The organism is Variovorax sp. 20P10.2.4, from assembly GCF_058244205.1.
Genome location: NZ_JBZAYE010000023.1, coordinates 1 through 21,448 on the forward strand (window position 1 = coordinate 1; position 21,448 = coordinate 21,448).

Annotated in this window: 23 protein-coding genes; 15 read left to right on the plus strand and 8 right to left on the minus strand. The window is 69.5% G+C overall.

All coding sequences use genetic code 11. From position 1 onward, the window contains the following. Window positions 1–493: sigma-70 family RNA polymerase sigma factor (locus AC27VN_RS04070; RefSeq protein ID WP_490875713.1), on the minus strand; the 493-nt coding region annotated here is incomplete at its 3' end. 143 nt (window positions 494–636) lie between these two features. Here AC27VN_RS04070 and AC27VN_RS04075 point away from each other — a divergent pair. From AC27VN_RS04075 to AC27VN_RS04095, 5 genes are all read left to right on the plus strand, one after another. Next, window positions 637–1,470: a thymidylate synthase gene (locus AC27VN_RS04075; RefSeq protein WP_490875714.1), complete on the plus strand. Its 834-nt coding sequence runs from the start codon at window positions 637–639 to the stop codon at window positions 1,468–1,470. A 67-nt stretch (window positions 1,471–1,537) separates the two neighbouring features. Further along, window positions 1,538–2,047 carry a dihydrofolate reductase gene (locus AC27VN_RS04080; protein WP_490875715.1) on the plus strand — a complete coding sequence of 170 codons (510 nt, stop codon included), beginning with the start codon at window positions 1,538–1,540 and terminating at the stop codon, window positions 2,045–2,047. After that, window positions 2,044–3,147, plus strand: a complete 1,104-nt coding sequence (locus tag AC27VN_RS04085; RefSeq protein WP_490875716.1) for a phosphatidate phosphatase App1 family protein — start codon at window positions 2,044–2,046, stop codon at window positions 3,145–3,147. Before AC27VN_RS04080 ends, AC27VN_RS04085 begins: the two co-directional genes overlap by 4 nt. 215 nt (window positions 3,148–3,362) lie before the next feature. Beyond that, window positions 3,363–3,821: a nuclear transport factor 2 family protein gene (locus AC27VN_RS04090; protein WP_490875717.1), complete on the plus strand. Its 459-nt coding sequence runs from the start codon at window positions 3,363–3,365 to the stop codon at window positions 3,819–3,821. 187 nt (window positions 3,822–4,008) lie between these two features. Continuing rightward, entirely contained in the window at window positions 4,009–4,248 is a 240-nt protein-coding gene (locus AC27VN_RS04095; RefSeq protein WP_093343260.1) for a hypothetical protein, read from the plus strand. Here AC27VN_RS04095 and AC27VN_RS04100 read toward each other — a convergent pair. Further along, window positions 4,235–5,227, minus strand: coding sequence for an AraC family transcriptional regulator (locus tag AC27VN_RS04100; protein ID WP_490875718.1), 993 nt, complete (start codon window positions 5,225–5,227; stop codon window positions 4,235–4,237). The two genes, AC27VN_RS04095 and AC27VN_RS04100, sit on opposite strands and share 14 nt — an antisense overlap. A gap of 157 nt (window positions 5,228–5,384) precedes the next feature. On the opposite strand from AC27VN_RS04100, the gene AC27VN_RS04105 reads away from it, so the two are divergent. From AC27VN_RS04105 to AC27VN_RS04125, 5 genes are read left to right on the plus strand one after another with little or no spacing between them, the layout of a single operon-like run. Continuing rightward, window positions 5,385–6,233, plus strand: coding sequence for a TauD/TfdA dioxygenase family protein (locus tag AC27VN_RS04105; protein ID WP_490875719.1), 849 nt, complete (start codon window positions 5,385–5,387; stop codon window positions 6,231–6,233). Window positions 6,234–6,276: 43 nt separating this feature from the next. Continuing rightward, the gene (locus AC27VN_RS04110; RefSeq protein WP_490875720.1) at window positions 6,277–7,335 is read left to right on the plus strand and encodes a beta-keto acid cleavage family enzyme; all 1,059 of its coding nucleotides are present in this window, start codon (window positions 6,277–6,279) and stop codon (window positions 7,333–7,335) included. A 22-nt stretch (window positions 7,336–7,357) separates the two neighbouring features. After that, entirely contained in the window at window positions 7,358–8,329 is a 972-nt protein-coding gene (locus tag AC27VN_RS04115; RefSeq protein ID WP_490875721.1) for a Bug family tripartite tricarboxylate transporter substrate binding protein, read from the plus strand. Window positions 8,330–8,360: 31 nt separating this feature from the next. Next, window positions 8,361–9,332, plus strand: coding sequence for a quinone oxidoreductase family protein (locus tag AC27VN_RS04120; protein WP_490875722.1), 972 nt, complete (start codon window positions 8,361–8,363; stop codon window positions 9,330–9,332). Window positions 9,333–9,343: 11 nt separating this feature from the next. Next, window positions 9,344–10,570 (plus strand): porin, encoded by a 1,227-nt coding sequence (locus AC27VN_RS04125; protein WP_490875723.1) that lies wholly within the window; start codon window positions 9,344–9,346, stop codon window positions 10,568–10,570. Between the two features lie 18 nt (window positions 10,571–10,588). Here the strand turns inward: AC27VN_RS04125 and ligD are convergent, their stop codons facing one another. From ligD to AC27VN_RS04150, 5 genes are all read right to left on the minus strand, one after another. Beyond that, the gene (ligD, locus tag AC27VN_RS04130; protein ID WP_490875724.1) at window positions 10,589–13,135 is read right to left on the minus strand and encodes a DNA ligase D; all 2,547 of its coding nucleotides are present in this window, start codon (window positions 13,133–13,135) and stop codon (window positions 10,589–10,591) included. Between the two features lie 13 nt (window positions 13,136–13,148). Next, on the minus strand, window positions 13,149–13,664 hold the full coding sequence (locus tag AC27VN_RS04135) for a DUF4142 domain-containing protein (protein ID WP_490875725.1): 516 nt from the start codon (window positions 13,662–13,664) through the stop codon (window positions 13,149–13,151). 242 nt (window positions 13,665–13,906) lie between these two features. Then, window positions 13,907–14,914 carry a lysylphosphatidylglycerol synthase domain-containing protein gene (locus tag AC27VN_RS04140; RefSeq protein ID WP_490875726.1) on the minus strand — a complete coding sequence of 336 codons (1,008 nt, stop codon included), beginning with the start codon at window positions 14,912–14,914 and terminating at the stop codon, window positions 13,907–13,909. An 84-nt stretch (window positions 14,915–14,998) separates the two neighbouring features. After that, the gene (locus AC27VN_RS04145) at window positions 14,999–15,226 is read right to left on the minus strand and encodes a hypothetical protein (protein WP_093343276.1); all 228 of its coding nucleotides are present in this window, start codon (window positions 15,224–15,226) and stop codon (window positions 14,999–15,001) included. Window positions 15,227–15,348: 122 nt separating this feature from the next. Then, complete coding sequence (locus tag AC27VN_RS04150) at window positions 15,349–15,618, minus strand: hypothetical protein (RefSeq protein WP_093343278.1); 270 nt, start codon at window positions 15,616–15,618, stop codon at window positions 15,349–15,351. Window positions 15,619–15,841: 223 nt separating this feature from the next. Here AC27VN_RS04150 and AC27VN_RS04155 point away from each other — a divergent pair, with 223 nt between their 5' ends. The 3 genes from AC27VN_RS04155 to AC27VN_RS04165 all read left to right on the plus strand — a co-directional run bounded on the left by AC27VN_RS04155 (window position 15,842) and on the right by AC27VN_RS04165 (window position 18,296). Beyond that, on the plus strand, window positions 15,842–16,108 hold the full coding sequence (locus AC27VN_RS04155; RefSeq protein WP_093343280.1) for a hypothetical protein: 267 nt from the start codon (window positions 15,842–15,844) through the stop codon (window positions 16,106–16,108). Window positions 16,109–16,212: 104 nt separating this feature from the next. Then, window positions 16,213–16,992 (plus strand): APH(3')-II family aminoglycoside O-phosphotransferase, encoded by a 780-nt coding sequence (locus AC27VN_RS04160; RefSeq protein WP_490875727.1) that lies wholly within the window; start codon window positions 16,213–16,215, stop codon window positions 16,990–16,992. A 35-nt stretch (window positions 16,993–17,027) separates the two neighbouring features. Then, window positions 17,028–18,296 carry an acyl-CoA thioesterase/bile acid-CoA:amino acid N-acyltransferase family protein gene (locus AC27VN_RS04165; RefSeq protein WP_490875728.1) on the plus strand — a complete coding sequence of 423 codons (1,269 nt, stop codon included), beginning with the start codon at window positions 17,028–17,030 and terminating at the stop codon, window positions 18,294–18,296. A gap of 194 nt (window positions 18,297–18,490) precedes the next feature. Here the strand turns inward: AC27VN_RS04165 and AC27VN_RS04170 are convergent, their stop codons facing one another. Next, window positions 18,491–20,131 (minus strand): long-chain-fatty-acid--CoA ligase, encoded by a 1,641-nt coding sequence (locus AC27VN_RS04170; protein ID WP_093343285.1) that lies wholly within the window; start codon window positions 20,129–20,131, stop codon window positions 18,491–18,493. 134 nt (window positions 20,132–20,265) lie between these two features. Here AC27VN_RS04170 and AC27VN_RS04175 point away from each other — a divergent pair, with 134 nt between their 5' ends. Together AC27VN_RS04175 and AC27VN_RS04180 are read left to right on the plus strand one after the other, a co-directional pair. Then, window positions 20,266–21,066 (plus strand): phosphodiesterase, encoded by an 801-nt coding sequence (locus AC27VN_RS04175; protein ID WP_256222534.1) that lies wholly within the window; start codon window positions 20,266–20,268, stop codon window positions 21,064–21,066. A gap of 1 nt (window position 21,067) precedes the next feature. Continuing rightward, on the plus strand, window positions 21,068–21,448 hold the full coding sequence (locus AC27VN_RS04180; RefSeq protein ID WP_490875729.1) for a hypothetical protein: 381 nt from the start codon (window positions 21,068–21,070) through the stop codon (window positions 21,446–21,448).

Consider the following 21,448-nt stretch of genomic DNA (forward strand, 5'->3'; position numbering starts at 1 on the left):
CGCGGCGCGCGGCCGTCGCCAGGTACTGCCGCACGCGCGGCACCGACACGCCGAGCTGCCGCGCGATCTCGGCATGGGTCATGCCGTCGAGCCGGCTGTGCAGCCAGGCGGCGCGGGTCTTGGGCGTGAGGCTCGCGAGCAGCGCATCGAGCGCGCGCAGCGCCTGCACCGCCTGCAGCTGTTCCTCGGGCGAGGGATAGAGCGCCGGCGGCAGCGCCGCGAGGTCGGCGAGGTAGGCGCGCTCCAGGTCGGCGCGGCGGAAGCGGTCGATCAGCAGGCCGCGCGCCACCGTCGTCAGGTAGGCCCGCGGCTCCTTCATCTCGACCGGCGCCGCCTGCGGCGGCCGCGCAGCCAGCAGCCGCACGAAGGCATCGTGCGCGAGGTCGGCCGCATCCTCGGCGCAGCCCAGCCGACGCCGCAGCCAGGCCTGCAGCCAGCCGTGATGGCTGCGGTAGAGCACCTGGAGGCTGTCTTCGAGGGCCGGGGCGGACACGGGTTGCGCTTGCGGAATGTTGAGAATAGTTCTCATCTTATAGTCTTGGCCTGCCCGGCCAGCCGCCGGCCCCTCATCCGAATAAGATTCGGGGCTCCAGCCCCGCCGTCCCGGGCGCGCCGTTGCCGCCGCCCTCCATCGCCATGACCCAACGCCCCATCCGCTCCCAGTACGAAGACTTCATGCGCCACGTCGACACCCACGGCGTGTACAAGAGCGACCGCACCGGCACCGGCACCAAGAGCGTGTTCGGCCACCAGATGCGCTTCGACCTCAACGAGGGCTTCCCGCTGGTCACCACGAAGAAGGTGCACGTCAAGTCCATCATCCAGGAGCTGCTGTGGTTCCTGACCGGCTCGAGCAACAACAACTGGCTCAAGGAACGCGGCGTCACCATCTGGGACGAGTGGGCGCGCGAGGACGGCGACCTGGGCCCGGTGTACGGCGTGCAGTGGCGCAGTTGGCCCACGCCCGACGGCGGCCACATCGACCAGATCGCCGAGGTCGTGAAGACGCTCAAGTCCAACCCCGATTCGCGCCGCATCATCGTGAGCGCCTGGAACGTGGCCGAGCTCTCGAAGATGGCGCTGATGCCCTGCCACGCCTTCTTCCAGTTCTACGTGGCGCCGCCGCAGAACGACGGCGAACGCGGCCGGCTCAGCTGCCAGCTCTACCAGCGCAGCGCCGACATCTTCCTCGGCGTGCCCTTCAACATCGCGAGCTACGCGCTGCTCACGCACATGATGGCGCAGCAGTGCGACCTCGACGTCGGCGACTTCATCTGGACCGGCGGCGACTGCCACATCTACAGCAACCACGCCGAGCAGGTCGCGCTGCAGCTGAGCCGCGAGCCCTACCCTTATCCCACGCTGCGCATCAAGCGCAAGCCCGACTCGATCTTCGACTACCAGTACGAGGACTTCGCGTTCGAGGACTACCGGCACCACGACCCGATCAAGGCGCCGGTGGCCGTCTGAACCATTCGGGGCCGGGCGGGCGCGGATGCGGTCAGAATCGGCCGGTTTCGAACCTGCTTTGCGCCCCATGAACCTCAACCTCATCTTCGCGCGCGCCGCCAACGGCGTCATCGGCGCCGCCAACACCATCCCCTGGCATCTGCCCGAGGACATGGCGCACTTCAAGGCGCGCACGCTGGGCGCGCCGGTCATCATGGGCCGCAAGACCTGGGACTCGCTGCCGCCGCGCTTCCGGCCACTGCCGGGGCGGCGCAACATCGTGGTCACGCGCCAGGCCGGCTGGCAGGCCGAGGGCGCGCAGCGCGCGGGCAGCCTGCGCGAAGCCATCGAGGTCTGCGAGCGGCTCGAGGCGCCCGATGTCTGGGTGATCGGCGGCGCGCAGATCTATGCCGAGGCCGAGCCCTTCGCGCGCCGCGCGCTGGTCACCGAGATCGCGCGCGACTACGAGGGCGACGCCTTCGCGCCGGTGCTCGACGCCAGCGCCTGGCGCGAGACGCAGCGCGAGTCGCACGTGTCGGCCAAGGACGGCCTGGCCTTCAGCTTCGTGACGTACGAGCGCGTCACGGCCGGCGCATGACACTGGCTTTGCGCCGGCGCACGCTGCTGGCCGGCGCGGCGTTGGCGGCCGGCGGCATCACGCCTGCGTTGGCGGCCGAGCCGATGGAGCCGGATGAGGAAGCGCTGTTCATGAACGGCACCGCGCGGCCCACCGACGACGGCCGGCTCGAGGTCGACATCCATGCCTGGGTCTACGAGCGCGAACGCCGCTGGGGCCTCAATGCCGCGTTCGCGCGCTACCTCGGGCTCAACCTCAAGAAGCTCTCGCCGGCCGCGCAGCTGCGCTTCAACCAGCGCACCGCGCTGTTCCATGCCGAGTCGGAGGACGGCAAGGTGTTCGACGTGGAATTCGACGGCAGCCCCGGACGCAAGACCATGCCGCCCTCGGGCGCCGACGGCCGCGTCAACGTGCGGCAGGTGATCGAGGTGCCGCGGCTGTCGCCCACGCAGCAGTGGCTCGAGTTCCACGCGGTCACCGGCCCCGGCGAACTGTTGCACCGTTTCCGCGGCCGCGCGCTGATCGTGCCGGCACAGGGCCTGTCGGTGATCTCGGACATCGACGACACCATCAAGCGCACCCAGGTGCGCGAGCGGCGCGAGATGCTGCTCAACACCTTCGCGCGCCGCTTCGAGCCCGCGCCCCACATGGCAGGCTGGTACCGCGCGCTCGCGAGTGCGCCCGACACGCGCTTCCACTACCTGTCGGCCAGCCCGATCCAGCTCTATCCGCCGCTCGCGGAATTCGTGCGCGAAGCGGGCTTTCCGCCGGGCAGCATGCACCTGCGCGAGAGCACGACCTGGCGCACGCTGATCCCGGGCGACGAGGATTCGCGCGCCCACAAGCTCGGCGTGATCGCGCGCCTGCTGGCCGACTTCCCGCAGCGCCGCTTCGTGCTGGTCGGCGATTCGGGCGAGGCCGATCCCGAGATCTACGCCAAGGTGTTCCGCGACAACGCCGGGCGCATCGACGGCATCGTGATCCGCGACGTGACCGGCGAAGGCCGGCTGTCGGAACGCTACCGCGCCACCTTCGAGGGCATCGATCCCGTGATGTGGCACCTCATCGCGCCCGACACGACGGCGTGGCCGATGCAGGCGCAGACCCAGGCCGCGCGTTAGAGCCTTGCGCGCGGCGTGCTCGCGCTGCGGTGCACAAGAATTCCCATGCCCGATCGTGACGGCCCGCACGATCGATGCGTGCACGAGGCCGATGGCCCCTCTCCTCCTGCCAACCGCGGTGATAGCGTCCTTGGCGGTCTCCAGAAAAACTTTCGAAACGAGTTTTTCTGGATTCCTTCCATGGATCAACGCTTCATATGCAGGGAGAAACAAACATGATCGAACTCGTCGACCCGAGCGACAGCCGCGCCGTGCGCAACAAGAACAACATCCTGGGCTTCTACGAACTGGTGATCAACCAGAAGAAGGCCGAAGAGTCGGTGCACCGCTTCGTCAGCGCCGCCTATGTCCAGCACAACCCCCTGATCGGCGATGGCGCGCAGGCCTTGGGGGAATTCTTCGGCAAGCTCACCAGGGAGCGCGTGCTGGCCCGCGTCGTGGTCCACAAGATCGCCGCCATCGGCGACCACGTGTGGGCCCACGTGGAATTCCTGAACCTGTTCAATGACGATCCGGAAGACACCGGGATTGCCGGCGTCGACATCTACAAGATGGATGCCGACGGAAAGGCGATCGAGCATTGGGACACGCTGCAGCCCGTGGGCCATCCGAAGAATTCGGTCCCCTGGCTCGCACCGAACATCCAGCGCGCCAATTCGAACGGCATGTTCTGACAGGCGCTCGCGACACCGCTGGAAACGAAGCGCCGCGCCACGCGCGACGCTTTACGAAAAAGAGTGCTTCCGTACTGCCGGACTGCCAGCTGACATAGGCACGAGCGGCGCAGGGTTTAGTCTGTCCTAAGAGTTTCTGCGCACAATGTCACGGACCCATTGCCATCAACGTTCAAGGAGAAGGCACATGTCCATGGAGTTTCTTCGGACCATCGCCGAGCAGAAATTGCCATACGTCGTGCACGCGCCCGCCGAGATCGACAAGCTGCGCGTGCTGCGCGCCGCGGACCTCGTGACGGCCTTCATTCCCCCGTCCGAGCGCCATCCCCAAGGCCGCGCGATCCGCCAGCTGGCCCAGGTCGAGAGCATCACGGCCAAGGGCATGCTGGCGCTCAACAAGGCGACCTCGGCGTTCATCGAGCTGTAGCACGCCAGGCTTCGGGCGAACAACCGAACTGGGTGCCGAACCAGCGGGTGAAGGCACTGTGCGTGCTGTAGCCCAGCATCGCCGCCACCTCGCCCAGGCTGTGGCGGCCATTGGCCACGTAGCGCCGCGCGAGTTCCTGACGGACGTCGTTGACCAGTTGCTTGAAGGTCAGCTCGCGCGCATCGAGCTGGCGCTGCAAGGTGCGCATGCTGAGCCCCAGGCCCTGCGCCACCGACTTGCAGGTGGCCCGCCCCGCCGGCAGCATCAGGTAGATGGCCTTGCGCACCTCCTGGTCGATCGAGCGCTCGCGCTCGCCGGGAACGGCGTCGATCAGTTTGCGCGCATAGGCCGCCAGCACGGGATCGCCGCCCGGATTGGGCACGTCGAGGTCCGCCGCGCGGCACACCAGTCCGTTGAAGCTGCCGTCGAACTCGACCGGGCACTGGAAGAAGCGGCGATGAAAGGACGCATCGGCCGGCGGCCCATGGCTGAAGCTCACGCTGGCGGGCCGCCAGCGGTCGCCGAGCAAGGCCGCGCACATCCGGTAGAGCACGCCGATCGCGAGCTCGATCGACTGCCGCGCCGGCACCGACACGGCCAGTTCCTCGCGCAGCAGCACCAGCTTGCCGACATCCTCGACCTGGATCGCCAGCCTTTCGTTGAGCAGGTGCAGGTGCTCGATCAGCGTGAGCAGCACCTGCCGCAAGGTCGGCTGGTGCATCAGCAGCAGGCTGAGCACCCCGAAGTTCGATAGCTGGCGCCGCGCGGCGATGCGCAGTCCGAAGGACTCGCAGCCCGTGTCGCGCGCCGCGTCCTCGAGCAGGCGGGCCACGCGGTCGGCCTCGATCAACTGGTCCGGCTCGCGCAGCATCCTGGCGCGCAGCCCGGCCCTGCGCAGCGCCGCGCCGGGGTCGCGGCCAAGCTCCTGCGCGACCTCCGAGAAGTTCGTCAGCGCCGCCGCGCGCACCAGTGCCGTCATGCCGAGCCTTTCCAGGATGACGGGAATTCTGGCATCAAATGCACAGCGATTGGCACCGAATGCAAAGCGCCGCCGAGGGCCCGCTCCTACAGTTGCCCCATGCCCGCACCCCGGAGGCCGGGGCGGGCAGACCGCAAAAAAAGAACGGAGACAAGACATGCGCATCGAAGCGATGACCTGCGCCATCGGCGCCCAGCTCAGTGGCGTCAGCCTGGCCGATGCGGCCCGGGACGACGGCCTGTTCGAGGAAATCCGGGCGCTGCTGCTGCGGCACAAGGTGCTGTTCCTGCGCGACCAGAAGATCAGCCGGGCCGAGCACGTGGCCTTCGCGCGGCGCTTCGGCGAACTGGAGGACCACCCGGTCGCCGGCAGCGACCCGGAGCACCCGGGGCTGGTGCGCATCTACAAGACGCCGGACGCGCCCAACGACCGCTACGAGAACAGCTGGCACAGCGACGCCAGCTGGCGCGAGACGCCGCCGATGGGCTGCGTGCTGCGCTGCGTCGAGTGCCCGCCCGTGGGCGGCGACACGATGTGGGCCAACATGGCGCTGGCCTACGAGCGCCTGCCCGGGCACGTGAAGGAGCTGATCGCGCCGCTGCGCGCCCGCCACAGCATCGAGTGCACCTTCGGCGCGGCGATGCCGATCGCGCAGCGCCTCGCGCTCAAGGCCCGCTATCCCGACGCGGAGCACCCCGTGGTGCGCATCCATCCCGAAACCGGCGAGCGGGTGCTGTACGTCAACGGCTTCACGACGCACTTCACCAACTTCCACACGCCCGCCAACGTGCGCTACGGCCAGGATTTCACGCAGGGCGCGTCGGCGCTGCTGCAGTACCTCGTCAACCAGGCCGCCATCCCTGAATACCAGGTGCGCTGGCGCTGGCAGCCCGACAGCGTGGCGATCTGGGACAACCGCGCCACGCAGCACTACGCGGTGATGGACTACCCGCCCTGCCACCGCAAGATGGAACGCGCCGGCATCGTCGGCACGCCGACCGCCTGACCCACCCTTCCCCTTCGCACCACCCGCATCCCCGGAGCCCTCGATGAACTTCCTAGACGGTCACCTGTTCCCCGAAAACCAGCAGCCGCTGATCATCACCGCCGCCCCCTACGCGCCGTCCTGGCTGCCCTCGGACTTCCCCGGCGAGATCGCCGTGACGATGGAGGAGCAGGTCCAGAAGGCGGTGGACTGCTACGAAGCCGGCGCCACCGTGCTGCACCTGCATGTGCGCGAACTCGACGGCAAGGGTTCCAAGCGCCTGTCCAAGTTCAACGAACTGATCGCCGGCGTGCGGGCCCGCGTGCCCGAGATGATCATCCAGGTCGGCGGCTCGATCTCGTTCGCGCCCGAGAGCGAGGGCGCGGCCGCCAAGTGGCTGTCGGACGACACGCGCCACATGCTGGCCGAGCTCGACCCCAAGCCGGACCAGGTCACGGTGACGATCAACACCTCGCAGATGAACATCCTCGAGCAGTTCGACCTGCGCGACATCCGCGGCACCTCGATGGAGGACCCGGTCGTCTTCAACGCCTACAAGGAGATGACGGTGCCGGCGCAACCGGGCTGGGCCGAGGAGCACATCCGCCGCCTCAGCGCCGCGGGCATCCAGAGCGCCTTCCAGTGCTACAACATCAACAGCTTCGAGTCGGTCGAGCGGCTGATGCGCCGCGGCATCTACAAGGGCCCGCTGGTGCTCAACTGGGTCGCGATCGGCGGCGGCATGGACGCGCCGAACATCTACAACCTCGCCAACTTCGTGCGCGCGGTGCCCGACGGCGCGGTGCTCACGGTGGAGAGCTCGGTGCTCAACGTGCTGCCGGTCAACATGATGGGCATCGCCATGGGCCTGCACGTGCGCTGCGGCACCGAGGACAACCTCTGGAACCAGTCGCGCACCGCCAAGATCGGCACCGCCGCGCAGGTCGAGCAACTGGTGCGCATCGCGCGCGAATTCGGCCGCCCGATCGCGACCGCGCAACAGGCGCGCGAGATCTCGCAGATCGGCGTGTTCCACGACACGGTGGAAGAGACGCTGCGGGCCAACGGCTTCGCGCCCAACCGCAACGGCGGCCAGCAGGGCTTCCTGCGCAAGGCCGCCTGAACCTCCACGCACCGGAGCAGCCATGCCGCGCCTCACGCATCTCGCCGCCCTGCTCGTCGCCGCCGCGTCGGCGCTGGGCTCGCCCTGGACCCATGCCTACACCGACAAGCCGGTCAAGATGATCGTTCCCGCGCCGCCGGGCGGCACCATCGACGTGCTCGCGCGCATCGTGGGCGACCAGCTCTCGCGCGACATCGGCCAGCCGGTGGTGGTCGAGAACAGGCCGGGCGCCGGCGGGGCGATCGCCGTCAAGTACCTGCTGTCCCAGCCGGCCGACGGCCAGACGCTGATGATGACCGCCAGCAACGTGCTCACCGAGGTGCCGCACGTCCTCAAGGGCGGCTTCGATCCGCTCAAGGACGTGCAGCCGGTCGCGCTGATGGCGCGCTCCTCGCTGCTGCTGATCGCCTCGCCGCAGTTCCCGGCCAGGGATGCCAAGGAGGCCATCGCCTATGTGAAGGCCCATCCGGGCCAGGTCTCCTACGCCTCCTACAGCGCGGGCACGGCCTCGCAGTACGCGGGCGCCATCCTCAACCAGGCGGCCGGGCTCGACATGCAGCACGTGCCCTACCCCGGTTCCGCGCCCGCGCTGGCGCAGGTCATGGGCGGCCAGGTGCCGCTGATGTTCGACGGCTCGGTCACGGCCCGGCCGCTGATCGCCGCCAACCGGGTGCGGCTGCTGGCGGTCGCGACCCAGGCCCGGCTGCCCGAATTTCCCGCCGTGCCCACCTTCGCCGAGCTGGGCTACCCGGCGCTCGACTTCGCCAACTGGACCGGCGTGATCGCGTCATCGCAGATGCCGGCGCCGCTGGTCGAGAAGATCCACGCGGTGCTGCGCAAGGTCGCGACCAACCCGGCGGTGCGCGCGAGCGTGGCCAACGCCGGCTTCGAGCCGATGGCCGACCGCACGCCAGTGCAGACACGCGACGAACTGCGCGAGGAGTTCGTCCGCAACGCCGGCATCGTCAAGCGCTACGACATCCGCCTGAACTGAAGACCATCCAGAACAACGAGGAGACATCGCCATGCCCCAAGCCATCCGCTTCCACGAGACCGGCGGTCCCGAGGTCCTGCGGCTAGAGAACGTCGAGGTCGCGGACCCCGGTCCCGGCCAGGCGCGCGTGCGCCACAGCTTCATCGCGGTCAACTTCATCGACATCTATTTCCGCACCGGCCGCTATCCGCTGGCGCTGCCCGACGGGCTGGGCTCGGACGCGGTCGGCGTGGTGGAGGCCGTCGGCCCCGGCGTGACGGCGGTCAAGGCCGGGGACCGCGTGGGCTACCTCACGGGCCCGCAGGGCGCCTACTCGCAGGTCCGCGTGATGCCCGCCGCGGTGCTGATCCCGCTGCCCGATAACCTCCCCGACCGCACCGCCGCCACGCTGATGATGAAGGGCATGACGGCGCAGTACCTGTTCCGCCAGGTCCGTCCGCTGCAGGCCGGCGAGACCATCCTCTACCACGCGGCCGCCGGCGGCGTCGGCCTGATCGCCTGCCAGTGGGCGCGCGCCCTGGGCATCACGATGATCGGCACCGTCAGCACCGACGAGAAGGCGGCACTCGCCCGGGCCGCCGGCTGCGCCCACGTCATCGTGACCGCGCGCGAGAACACCGTCGAGCGCGTGCGCGAGATCACCGACGGCCGCGGCGTGCCGGTGGTCTACGACTCGGTGGGCAAGGACACGCTGATGGATTCGCTGGACTGCCTGCAGCCGCGCGGCACGCTGGTCAGCAACGGCACCTCCTCGGGCTCGGTGGTGATCGATTCGCAGCTGCTCGCGGCCAAGGGCTCGCTGTGGATGACGCGGCCCGCGATGGCGCACTACATCCAGCCGCGCGCCCACATGCTCGAGATGGCGCGCGAGTTGTTCGACCACGTGCTGGCCGGGCGCATCGTCAGCGAGCCGCAACGCAGCTTCGCGCTCGCCGATGCGGCGCAGGCCCATCGCGCGCTCGAGTCGCGCCAGACGGCCGGATCGACCGTGCTGGTCCCCTGAGGAAGCCCGCCATGAAGACCACCACGCTGGCCCTGTCGCTGCTGGCCGCCATGGGCGGTGCCGCCGCGCAATCCTCCCTCACCGTGTTCGGCGTCGTCGACGCCGGCATCAGCCACTACAGCACCCGCAGCCGGTCCTGGGGCCTCGCGGCGCCGCGCCAGGTCAGGCAGAGCCAGACCGCGCTCTCGCCCTCGGGCTACGCGTCCAGCCGCCTGGGCTTTCGCGGCACCGAGGACCTGGGCGGCGGCCTCGCGGCCGGCTTCTGGCTCGAGGCACCGCTGGCCAACGACAACGGCGGCGGCATCGGCAACTTCGGCCGCCGTTCCACCCTGAGCCTCTCGGGACCGTTCGGCGAGTTGCGCCTGGGCCGCGACTACACCGCCTCGTTCTGGAACGACGGCGTGTTCGATCCCTTCGGCGTCAACGGCGTCGGCACCAACCTGATCGCCGTGGTCAACAGCAACCTCGCCGCCTCGCGGGCGCTCGCCACCGGCGGCCTGCTCAACGGCGCGCTCTCCGCCGGCACCGACAGCTACCTGCGCACCAGCAACGCCCTCAGCTACTTCCTGCCGCCGGGGCTCGGCGGCTTCTACGGCCAGGTGCAGTACGCCTTCCACGAGAACGTGAAGGCGAGCGACGCGAGCGACAGCCCGTCCGGGCGCGGCCGCTATGCCGGCGCGCGCGTGGGATGGACCGGCGGTCCGGCCGACGTGGCGCTGGGCTACGGCGAGAGCACGCTCGTGAGCGCCGCGCCCGGCGGCGAGAAGATCAGGAGCCTGAACCTCGGCGGCTCCTACGACTTCGGCGCGGTGAAGCTGTTCGGCGAATGGTCCCGCGTGCGAAACGCGCGCGACGACGCCGGCCTGTTCGGCAGCCGGGCCACCGACCGCTACGACGGCTTGGTCGCCGGCCTGAACATGCCGGTGGGGCCGGGCCTCGTGCGCGCCTCGTTCGCGCGCGTGAACTTCAGCAACGGCAACGGCGTGCCCGGCAGCAGCGCCTCGGTCGACAAGCTGGCGCTGGGCTACGTGCACAACCTGTCGAGGCGCACCGCGCTCTATGCGACGGTGGCGCGCATCGGCATCCGCGACGGCCACAACAACCCGGGCGTGATGGGTGTCACCCCGCTGGTGCTGAGCCTGCCGGCGATCTTTCCGCAGGCGGCCTACGTCACCAAGGGCGGCATGGAACCGCGCGGCGCGACCGGCTACGACGTCGGCATCCGGCATGCCTTCTGATCGCGCGGGACTCGCGCGTCAGCGCCCGCGCCCCCCGGCCTTCTTCGCGTCGAAGCCGAGCATCTTCATCGCCGCATTCGGACTGCGCGCCCCCTTCGCATAGCCCTCCCACGGCGCATTGCCGCGATCGAGCCGCGTGTGGATGTCGCGCAAGGTCCAGTGCGCGCCGCCGCGCAGGTCGGGCACCTCGTCCCATGCCACCGGCACCGACACGCCCATGCCCGGCCGCGCGCGCAGCGACCAGGCGCAGACCGTGGTGGCGCCGAAGCCGTTGCGCAGGTAGTCGATGAAGATGCGGCCCACGCGGTTCGAGGGTCCGCTCTTCGCCACGAACAGTTGCGGCAAGGTGCGCGCCATGTGGCGCACGATGGCCTGCGAGAAATCCTTCACCGCGTCCCAGCCATGCACGCGGCGCAGCGGCACCACCACGTGCAGGCCTTTGCCGCCGCTGGTCTTGCAGAAGGGCACGAGTCCGAGCTCGACCAGGATCACGCGCATCAGCTCCACCGCCTGCAGCATCGCGGGCCAGTCGACGCCCTCGCCGGGGTCGAGGTCGAAGGTCATGCGGTCGGGCTTGTCGATCGCGGACTTGACGGCGTTCCAGGTGTGCAGCTCGATCACGTTCATCTGCGCCGCGCCCGGCAGGCCGACTGCCGCCGCCACCTCGATCAGCGCCGGATGTTCGGGCCACAGCGCGGCATCGAGCTGGCGAATGCCTTCGATGCTGCCGTCCTCGAGGTGCTTCTGGAAGAACAGCTGCCCGCCGATGCCGCGCGGCGCGCGCACCAGCGACACCGGCCGGCCGCGCAGGTGCTCCATCATCAGCGGCGCGACCAGGCCGTAGAAGCGCACCACCTCGACCTTGGTGATGCCGCTCGACGCATCGACCACGCGCTCGGCATGCGAGACCTTGAAGTTCGCGGGCAAGGTGGCGGCCGGGCCTTTCGTCCGGGTCTTCGCCTGCTCCCGGTCCGCCACGCGCGCGGGCACCGGCGCCTCGCGCACGATCTGCTTCGCGGGCTTGTCGCTGCGCAACGCATGGAACACCGGGTGGCGCACATGGCCGTCCTGCGTCCATTCCGAGAACGTGACCTCGGCCACCAGCACCGGCTTCACCCAGTGCGCGCGGCGCTCGTTCTCGATGCGCTGCTTGAACGGGCGCTGGTCGACCACGAGTGGCTCGAGCCGCGCAAAGATCTCGGCCAGCGAACGCTCGTTGAAACCCGTGCCCACGCCGCCTGCGAACACCAGCTCGCCGTGTTCGTCATGCACGCCGAGCAGCAGCGAGCCGAAGCCCGTGCGCGAGCCCTGCGGGTCGGTGTAGCCGGCGACCACGAACTCCTGCCTGCGCGCGCACTTGAGCTTGATCCAGTCGGGCGAACGGCGCGAGCGGTAGGCGCTGCCGCGTCGCTTGCCGATCACGCCCTCGAGCCCGATGCGGCAGGCCGAGGCCACGATGTCCTCGGGCGGTGCGTCGAAGACCGCGCTGAAGCGGATCTCGGGCGGCGGATCGGCGAGCAGCCGCTCGAGCAGCGCGCGCCGCTCGACCAGCGGCACGGCCCGCAGGTCGTGACCGTCGTAGTACGGCAGGTCGAACAGGAAATAGACGATGTCCTGGGTGCGCGTGCTGTCGAAGGCGCTCTGCAGCGCCTGGAAGTCGGTGCTGCCGGCCTCGTCGAGCACCACGATCTCGCCGTCGAGCCAGCCCGGCTTCAGCTTCATGCGCTGCAGCGCGCGCACCAGGTGCGGCATGCGATCGCTCCAGTCGTGGCCGTTGCGCGTGAACAGCTGCACCGTCTTGCCCTCGATGCGCGCGAGCAGCCGGTAGCCGTCGAACTTGATCTCGTAGACCCAGTCGCCGGGATCGGGCGGCGGACCGTCGACCAGCGTGGCGAGCACCGGCGCGAGCTTGGGCGGAGGCTCGGCCTCGACGGCTTCTTCGGGCCACTCGGAACGCTTTCGCGCCGCCTTCTTCGCGGCGGGCTTCGACACTGTGCTCGCCCGCGGCATCGCGAGCGCGGCCACGCTGTCGGGGAACTGGTCGACCACGCTGAATTCCGCGGCCTCGCGCGCGAACTCGTCGCGTTCCTTGATCAAGAGCCACGGATCGCCGCTGCCTTCCTTGCGCGCCTTCATGCGCACCAGCGCCCAGCGGCCGCGCAGCTTGTGGCCATGCAGCTCGAACTTGATGTGGCCCGCGCGGTAGTCCTTGCGCACATTGCCCAGCGGCACCCAGAAACCCTTGTCCCAGACGATCACCTTGCCCGCGCCGTACTGCTTCGCGGGAATCTCGCCCTCGAAGGCGTTGTACGACACCGGGTGGTCTTCCACATGCATCGCCATGCGCTTGTCGTGCGGGTCGTAGCTCGGCCCCTTGGGCACGGCCCAGCTCTTCATGGTGCCGTCGATCTCGATGCGGAAGTCGTAGTGGAGGCTGCGCGCCCAGTGCTTCTGCACCACGAACTGCAATGCGCCGGGCAGCGACTCGCCGCCCTCGGCGGGCTCGGGCGTGATGTCGAAGTTGCGCTTGGCCTGGTAGCGCTTCAGTGCGGCGGTGCGCGCCATGCGGGGGCGGGTGTCACTGCGGCGCCGGCGTCTGCGCCTGCCGCCGGTTGCTCGCCATCGTCTTCGCGGCGTCGAGGTGCGTCCTGAGCACCGGCAGCGTCTTCTCGGCGAAGGCGCGCAGGTCGGCATCGTTGGCGTCGCGCGCCATGTTCTCGAACAGCCGGATGTCGGCCTCGTGGTCCTGGATGCCCACGCGGTCCACATAGGCCCGGTCGAAGCCCTCGCCCGACAGGCCCTGCAGCGCCTCGATGCGCGCCTTCTTGTCGGCCGGTATCTCGGCCACCAGTTGCACCGACTTGCGCGCGGCCAGCTGGCGCAGCGCCCCGTTCGATTCGCCGTGGTGCTTCGCGAGCATCAACGCGTAGTCCTTCACCTCGGCGCTCACGGCCTTCGAGGCGGCGAGCTTCGAGACCTCGAGCTCGTAGAGCCCGGCGCCCGCGGCCAGGGTCATCAGGCTGCGGTCGGGGGCGCTCACCGCGCCGGCCTGGGCGATCTGAACGGCGGGTTCGGCCGCGAAGGTCGTGGGCACGGATACCACGCCACCGAGCACGATGGCGCACGCGATCGCGCAGGCCCGTCCTCGGGACGAATGGCGGAACGTCGAAATGGAATGCATGCCGGACCTCGCAATCTGCAATGGGAGGACAAGGCCATCGGAAGGCTCGCCACGGGCCGGCGATGGCCACCTGGGGCCACGCTGCGCCCGCCATGCGGCTGCGAACGTAGGAAGTCGCCCCTTGCGCGCACAAGCCCAGGCGCACACCGCCGCGCTCACCCCGCCTCGGCCGCGGCCGGGTGGCTCGATGCATGGCGCTCGAGCATCAGGTACAGCAGCACCCCGCCGCCCAGAGGCAGCAGATAGTAGAGCGCGCGGTAGGCCAGCACCGCGCCCATCAGCGTGCCCTGCCGCACGCTGCCCGACAGCAGCGCGAGGTACACCGCCTCGAGCACGCCGAGCCCCGCGGGAATGGGCGTGAACACGCCCACGATCGAGGCCGCCATCAGCACCGACAGCGTGGTCGCGTACGGCACCTTCTGTCCTAGCAGCAGGTACATCGCCGCGCCCATCAGCGCCCAGTTGCAGGCCGACAGCGAGATCTGCAGCAGCGCGAGCCGCGCCGAGGGCAGCTGCACGCTGCGCCCGCGCAGGGTCCAGCGCTTGCCGCGCGCGACGCCGCAGGCGATCACGTAGCCGATCGCGAGCGCGATCATCAGCACGCCGATGGCACGGAAGGCCACCACGCCCAGGTGCGCCTGGCGCGGCGGGTCGATCGCGCCCGCGGCGAACAGGCCGCCGGCCAGCAGGCCGTAGCCCAGCCAGTTGGTCGCGAGGCTGAGGCCGACGATCTGCGCCACCGTGGCCTCGTCGAGCCCGGCGCGCGCATAGAGCCGCGCGCGCATCGCGACGCCGCCCACCAGCGAGCCGAGGTTCAGATTGAAGGCATAGCTCGTGACCGCGATGGCCCAGGTGCGCCAGGCGGCGAGCTTGTGCCGCGTGTGCAGCCGCCCGAGCAGGTCGAAGCAGCCGTAGAGCGCATGGCTGGCGGTCGAGAGCGCGAGCACGCCGAGCAGCAGCCACAACGGATAGCGCTGCAGCGCATGCCAGGCACCGGCCCAGTCGACCTTGTGCGCATGCGAGAGCAAGAGGCCCAGCACCACGATGCCGAGCACGGGCAGTGCCCAACGCTTGCAGCGGCGCCAGAGGCCTTGGGGAACGGAGGCGGCGTCGGTGTGGTCCGCCTCGTGGGAGAGTGTGGCTGTGGCGGCAGTCTGTGGCATCGTGGGCCGATCATCGGGACCGGTCCGGATGCCCGACAGTCGCCGCGAGCGCTTGTGTGCGTAGTCCGGGAACGATGCCCCGGATCACGCACCGGCCTTGCCCGGCGGCAGCTTGACCTTGGTGACCGTCACCGAGACCGGGTCGCTGGCGGGAAAGGATTCCTCCACGCCGCTGTCGAGCGCATCCTCGCTCGGCGCTTCGTGGGTGGGCTTGTCGTGTTCGGGAGCGGGCTTGCCGTGCGACTCGGCGGTGGGAAACGGAAAGGGCTTGCTGGTGTCCTTGGGGTCGCGGGTATCGGTCTTCGAAGCCATGAGGGTTCTCCTTCCAGAAAGAGAGAGGGAAAGCACGCGGTGCGTCTCCCATTCTGGAAAGCGGCCCGCCCCTGCGCGTAGGACAACACGCGCCGTGGGCCGTCGCCGCGAGAGCGACCGCCTCAGCGGGGAATGCGGATGAAGTCTTCCGAGGTCAGCGAGATCAGGCAGCGCGGCTCGTCGCGATAGCGCTCCCGGGCCTTGGCCTCGATCGCGTCGAAGTAGGCGCGGCAGGCCTCGAGCAACTGGGGGCCGCCCTCGCGCACGCCGAATTCATCGTGCAGCGCGTCTTCCGTGATCTCCGCCAGCACGCGCTGGCCCTGCGGACCGTTCGGGTAGAACGCGAAGCGCACCGTGGCGGTGTCGAAGCAATAGATTCCTTCGAAGTTCATCTCTCTTGTCTCCAGCGGGTTGCATCTTGTTTCGTCGCGCCGACTAGAGCGCTTCGCGCGGGCGCGTTCGCGAGGACGAAATCCAGTCCCGATGCAGGAATCCTCCTACAACACCAAAGGCCTCGCGACGCTGCGCCTGCGCGCATCGGCGATGTCGTCCCACGCGGGCCTCCCCCTGTCTTCGGCGAGGCTTTGGACTTCTAACCCGAGGACCTCCACGACCATGAATACCACCGCCACTTCACGCCTCGACGCCCGCATCGCCGGCGTGGTCGAGTTCCGCGCGGGCGATGGCCCGCAGATCCGCATTCCCGAAGGCGTCTGCCAGGCGCTGGTCGCGGACGACAGCGTGGTGCTGACCTGGACCGAGGACGGCAATCCGCTGACCGCCGCGATCCCGCGCATCGAGTTCGACCGCTTCGTCACCGAGGGCCAGATCGTGCTGGGCCACGCGGAAGAGGACGACGCCGACGCGCCGAAGAAGGACTAGCGCCCGACGGCCCGCGGGCCGGTGGTGGCTTGCTTGAAAAGGCGGGCGCGAGCGACGACGATGCGTGCCGCGCCATCCGCGCCATGCCCTGGAGTCCTTCGCGCTTGAATCCCCCGCCCCCTTTTCCTCACGCCTGGCGCGCCCGTCTGGCCGATGCCCGCTGGCAGCGCCAGACGATCGGCGAATCGGGCGCCGATGTGTTTCGCATCGAGGCCGCCGATGGCGAGCTCCTGTTCCTCAAGTCCGAGCCCGTGGCGCCCCTCGCTGAACTGCCGGGCGAGATCGCGCGGCTCGCATGGCTCGCGCGCCAGGACCTGCCCGCGCCCGCGGTGATCGACCATGCGCTCGAACACGATCGCCATTGGCTGCTGATGAGCGCCGTGCCGGGCCGCGATCTCGCATCGGGCCCGTTCCGCCCGGCCGAGATCGTCGTGCACATGGCCGATGCGCTGCGCCTGCTGCACCGGGTGCCGGTCGTCACCTGCCCCTTCGACCATCGCCTGGCACACCGGATCGAGGACGCGCACGCGCGCGCCGTGGCCGGCCTGGTCGACGAGAGCGATTTCGACGACGAGCGCGCGGGCTGGACCGCCCTCGATCTGTTCGAGCGACTGCGCGCGACGCGGCCCGCGAACGAAGACCTCGTCGTGACCCACGGCGATGCCTGCCTGCCGAACCTGATGGCAACGGCCGACGGCTTCACGGGCTTCATCGACTGCGGCCGCGTCGGCGTGGCCGACCGCTGGCAGGACCTCGCGCTGGCCGCGCGCAGCATCGGCTTCAACCTCGGCGAGGCCTGGACCACGCCCTTCTTCGAACGCTACGGCATCGCGCCCGATGCCGAGCGCATCGCGTTCTACTGCCTGCTCGACGAGTTCTTCTGAAGGTGCGCCGAAGGTGGCGCGGGGAGAATGCGGGCATGAAATTCGATCCCCTGCCATCGCAGTGCCTCGTCGACCAATCGCTGGAGATCCGCCTGCGCGGTCTCGCACCCGGCGAGCGTGTCGTGCTGCAACTGTGCAACCGCTTCGGTCACCAGGTGACGCAATCGGAGGCCCACTTCGTGGCCGACACCAGCGGCACGGTCGATCCCGCGCGGCAGTCGCCGGTCGCGGGCAGCTACGAGCGCGCCGACGCGATGGGCCTGTTCTGGTCGCGCGCGCCGGTGCCGCCCGAGCGCGTGGGCGGCATCGCAGGCCTGCACGACGATCCGCTGACCGCCACGCTCAGCGCGGTGCGCGAGAGCGACGGCAGCGCGGTCTCGGTCTCGATCCGCCGCGTGTATGTCGGCGACGGCGTGCGGCAACGGAAGGTCAGGGAACGCGGCCTGGTCGGCCAGTTGTTCGAACCCGCGGGCGCGGGCCCGCATCCGGCCGTGCTCGTGCTCGGCGGGTCGAACGGCGGCCTGGCGTGGTCGCAGGAGATGGCCGCGCTGCTCGCCTCGCATGGCTTCGCCGCGCTGGCGCTGGCCTACTTCGCGGCCGAGGGCTTGCCGCCCACGCTGGACCGCATTCCGCTCGAGTACTTCGGCACCGCGCTCGAATGGCTGGCCGAGCAGCCCGGCGTGCGGGCCGACCGCATCGGCACCGTGGGCGTGTCGCGCGGCGGCGAACTCGCGCTGCTGCTCGGCGCGCACTTTCCCGCCATCGGCTGCGTGATCGGCTATGTGCCCAGCGGCATCGTGTGGCCCGCCTATCCCGCGAGCGGCCATGGCGCATGGACGCTGGGCGGCGAGGAGATCGATTTCGCATCGACGCTCACGCACGCGCAATGGGACGAAGCCGTCGCAAAGGGCCTTGCGCACGAGGACAGCTTCGACTGGTACCTGATCCCGCTGCGCGATCCCGCGCTGGTGGAGCGAAGCTCGATCAAGGTCGAGAACATCAACGGCCCGGTGCTGCTGATCTCGGGCGAGGCCGACGGCCTGTGGCCTTCGACCGATCTCGCCGACTTCGCGCTGCAACGCCTGCTCGAAAAGAAGTTCGCGCACCGCGCCGAGCACCTGAGCTACCCGCGTGCCGGCCATTCGATCGCCTGGCCGAACGCGCCGACCACCATGACGCGCTCGGTCCATGCGATATCCGGCGAAACGATGGACCTGGGCGGCACGCCCGAGGGCAATGCGCGGGCGCGCAGCGATTCGTGGCCGCGCATGCTCGCCTTCTTGCGTGATGCGCTGCAGCGCTGAAACCGCCCCCGGATTTCCGTCGCCCTACCACGATTTTTTGGACGGAACCGCGGGGTGGCGCAGTCTTTTTTGCACGGTCGGGAGCCCCTGCCTATTCAACAGGCAATGTGGTGGGAAGCCCCGCCAATCCTCGCTTCGCCCATCCGCTCCCCGCACAACCCACAGAGTTGTCCACAGAAAAATCGAACAAGTCATCAAACCGACTTGGTCGCGACATATCCCTTGAACATTTCCCGCAGGCGGGTCTTGAGCAGCTTTCCGGTGGCCGTATGCGGCAGGCTGTCGACGAAGACCACGTCCTCGGGCAGCCACCACTTGACAACGCGCTGCGCGAGGAAATCGCGCAGCTGCGAAGCGGTCACTTCGCTGCCGGGCCGCTTCACCACGACGAGCAGCGGCCGCTCGGTCCACTTCGGATGCGGGATGCCGATGACCGCGGCCTCGGCCACCGCCGGATGGGCGCTGGCCGCGTTCTCGAGGTCGATCGAGGAGATCCATTCGCCGCCCGACTTGATCACGTCCTTCGCGCGGTCGACCAGCTGCACATAGCCGTCGGCATCGATGGTGGCCACGTCGCCGGTCGGGAAGAAGCCCTCGGCATCGAGCACGCTGCCGCCCTCGCCGCGGAAGTAGCCGCTCGCGATCCAGGGCCCGCGCACATGCAGGTGGCCGAAGGCCTTGCCGTCGTGCGGCAGGCGCCGGCCGTCCTCGCCGACGATCTTGAGCGCCACGCCCCAGACGCCGCGGCCCTGCTTCATCTTGATGCCGATCTTCTCGTCCTCGCTCAAGGCCGCATGCTTGGGCAGCAGGTTGCCGATCACGCCGATCGGGCTGGTCTCGGTCATGCCCCAGCCCTGCACGAAGTCGGCGCCGAAGTCGCGTTCGAAACGCTCGATCATGCTGCGCGGCGTGGCGGCGCCGCCGAGGCCGATGCGCTTGAGGCCCAGCGCGCGCGGATCGAGTTCGGGATGGGCATCGAAGTACTGGAACAGCATCAGCCACACCGTGGGCACGGCCTGCGAGATGCTGACCTTCTCGTCGCGCATCAGCTCGTAGAGGTTCTGCGCGTCGAGGTGCGGGCCGGGCATCACCAGCTTGACGCCAGCCATCGCCGCCGCGTAAGGCATGCCCCAGGCATTGGCATGGAACATCGGCACCGCGAGCAGCAAGGTCATGCCCGAGTTCACGCCGAAGGTGTCGGGCGTGCACTCCATCAGCGAGTGCAGCACGGTCGAGCGGTGCGAATAGAGCACGCCCTTGGGGTTGCCCGTGGTGCCCGAGGTGTAGCACAGCGACGAGGCCGTGCGCTCGTCGAACACGGGCCAGTCGTAGTCCTCGCTCTGCGCGTCGATCAGTTCGTCGAAGCACAGCAGGTTCGGCACGTCGATGGCCGGCATGTGGGCGCGGTCGGTCATCGCGATGAAGGCGCGCACCGAGCGCAGGCCCGGCGCGAGCTTCTCGACCAGCGGCGCGAAGCTGGTGTCGAAGAACAGCACCTTGTCTTCGGCATGGTTCACGATGTAGTCGATCTGCTCGGGAAAGAGCCGTGGGTTGACGGTGTGCAGCACCGCGCCCGCGCCCGACACGCCGAAGTACAGCGCCAGGTGCCGGTGCGTGTTCCAGGCCAGCGTGCCCACGCGGTCGCCGGGGGCGATGCCGAGCTGCGCCATCGCGTGGGCCACCTGCTTCGCGCGCCGGTGCACCGCGTCGTAGTCGGTGCGCACGATCGGCCCCTCGACGCTGCGCACCACGATCTCGGTGTGCGGGTGGAAGGTGGCGGCATGCTCGATCAGCGACGAGATCAAGAGCGGGCGGTCCTGCATCAATCCGAACATGGGGGCGTCTCCTGTGCTGGGGGCCGCCGCATCGTGGCAGCAGCGCGCCAGGGCGGCATCGTCGGAACGGACGATTGAGGACGCGGCGGGAACGGAATCTGCGTGATGATGCGAAACCACGAGATGCCCGCCCCATGTCCATGCTCATCGCCCAGATCTCCGACCCGCACGTGCGCCCCGCCGGCGTGCTCTACCAGGGCGTGGTCGATTCCAACCGCATGCTCGAGGAGGCCATCGCCCACCTGCATGCGCTCGATCGCCGGCCCGACCTGGTGCTGCTGACCGGCGACCTGGTCGACGAGGGCCGGCCCGAGGAATACGCGCAGGCGCGCCGGCTGCTGTCCGCGCTCGAAGTGCCGCTGCTCGTGATGCCCGGCAACCACGACCACCGCGAGCACTTCCGCGCGGCCTTCGCCGACCACGGCTACCTGCCGGCCACGGGCGCGCTGCACTACTGCATCGACGACCATCCGGTGCGCATCGTCGCGCTCGATGTCTGCGTGCCCGGCCTGCACCATGGGCTGGCCGATGCGGAGGGCCTGGCCTGGCTGCAGCGCACGCTGGAGGCCGACCGCACCAGGCCCACGCTTCTGATGCTGCACCACCCACCGTTCATGAGCGGCATTCCGTACATGGATGCCTACCGCTGCATCGACACCGAGCCGCTCGAAGCCGTGGTGCGCGCGGCCGGCAACGTGGAGCGCGTGCTGTGCGGCCATGTGCACCGCGGCATGCTGCGGCGCTGGGCCGGCACCGTGGTGTGCAGCGCGCCGAGCACCACCACCGAGATCGCGCTGCGGCTCGCGAGCGACGCGGCACCGGCCTCCTACCTGGGCCGGCCCGGCTGCCTGCTGCACCTGTGGGACGAGGCGCACGGCATGGTGAGCCACCTGAGTCACATCGGGCCGATGCAGGGGCCCTACCCCTTTGCCTGACATGCGGATGCCAACCGTCGCGGGACTGCGTGCCTCGATCCTCTGCGCGGCCGCCTGGCTGGCCTGCGCCGCGCCGGCCTTCGCCAACGGCAGCCTGTCCTGCGCAGGACGGCCCTATGCGGTGGAGATGCAGTTCAGCCTGTCGACCGGCGAGCTGACCGGGCTGATCGTCGCGCGCGAGCAGCACGGCGATCTTTCATCCGAACGATTCACGCCACGGCGCCGGTCCATCGACTACGCGCGCCACACCGTGCAGGCGAACGGCACCAGCGTCGACCGGCCGTCTCGCACCGCAACGCTGCGCATCGCCCAGGCCCGCGGCACGCTGACCCTCGCGGGCCGCCGCTACCGCCTGCGCTGCGACTGGAACGGCGTGGGCTGA

Bases quoted from the DNA above. Each gene is read 5' to 3' on its own strand.
- AC27VN_RS04075 (WP_490875714.1), top strand. From the start codon at position 637: ATGACCCAACGCCCCATCCGCTCCCAGTACGAAGACTTCATGCGCCAC.
- AC27VN_RS04080 (WP_490875715.1), top strand. From the start codon at position 1,538: ATGAACCTCAACCTCATCTTCGCGCGCGCCGCCAACGGCGTCATCGGC.
- AC27VN_RS04085 (WP_490875716.1), top strand. From the start codon at position 2,044: ATGACACTGGCTTTGCGCCGGCGCACGCTGCTGGCCGGCGCGGCGTTG.
- AC27VN_RS04090 (WP_490875717.1), top strand. From the start codon at position 3,363: ATGATCGAACTCGTCGACCCGAGCGACAGCCGCGCCGTGCGCAACAAG.
- AC27VN_RS04095 (WP_093343260.1), top strand. From the start codon at position 4,009: ATGTCCATGGAGTTTCTTCGGACCATCGCCGAGCAGAAATTGCCATAC.
- AC27VN_RS04100 (WP_490875718.1), bottom strand. From the start codon at position 5,227: ATGACGGCACTGGTGCGCGCGGCGGCGCTGACGAACTTCTCGGAGGTC.
- AC27VN_RS04105 (WP_490875719.1), top strand. From the start codon at position 5,385: ATGCGCATCGAAGCGATGACCTGCGCCATCGGCGCCCAGCTCAGTGGC.
- AC27VN_RS04110 (WP_490875720.1), top strand. From the start codon at position 6,277: ATGAACTTCCTAGACGGTCACCTGTTCCCCGAAAACCAGCAGCCGCTG.
- AC27VN_RS04115 (WP_490875721.1), top strand. From the start codon at position 7,358: ATGCCGCGCCTCACGCATCTCGCCGCCCTGCTCGTCGCCGCCGCGTCG.
- AC27VN_RS04120 (WP_490875722.1), top strand. From the start codon at position 8,361: ATGCCCCAAGCCATCCGCTTCCACGAGACCGGCGGTCCCGAGGTCCTG.
- AC27VN_RS04125 (WP_490875723.1), top strand. From the start codon at position 9,344: ATGAAGACCACCACGCTGGCCCTGTCGCTGCTGGCCGCCATGGGCGGT.
- ligD (WP_490875724.1), bottom strand. From the start codon at position 13,135: ATGGCGCGCACCGCCGCACTGAAGCGCTACCAGGCCAAGCGCAACTTC.
- AC27VN_RS04140 (WP_490875726.1), bottom strand. From the start codon at position 14,914: ATGCCACAGACTGCCGCCACAGCCACACTCTCCCACGAGGCGGACCAC.
- AC27VN_RS04145 (WP_093343276.1), bottom strand. From the start codon at position 15,226: ATGGCTTCGAAGACCGATACCCGCGACCCCAAGGACACCAGCAAGCCC.
- AC27VN_RS04150 (WP_093343278.1), bottom strand. From the start codon at position 15,618: ATGAACTTCGAAGGAATCTATTGCTTCGACACCGCCACGGTGCGCTTC.
- AC27VN_RS04155 (WP_093343280.1), top strand. From the start codon at position 15,842: ATGAATACCACCGCCACTTCACGCCTCGACGCCCGCATCGCCGGCGTG.
- AC27VN_RS04165 (WP_490875728.1), top strand. From the start codon at position 17,028: ATGAAATTCGATCCCCTGCCATCGCAGTGCCTCGTCGACCAATCGCTG.
- AC27VN_RS04170 (WP_093343285.1), bottom strand. From the start codon at position 20,131: ATGTTCGGATTGATGCAGGACCGCCCGCTCTTGATCTCGTCGCTGATC.
- AC27VN_RS04175 (WP_256222534.1), top strand. From the start codon at position 20,266: ATGTCCATGCTCATCGCCCAGATCTCCGACCCGCACGTGCGCCCCGCC.
- AC27VN_RS04180 (WP_490875729.1), top strand. From the start codon at position 21,068: ATGCGGATGCCAACCGTCGCGGGACTGCGTGCCTCGATCCTCTGCGCG.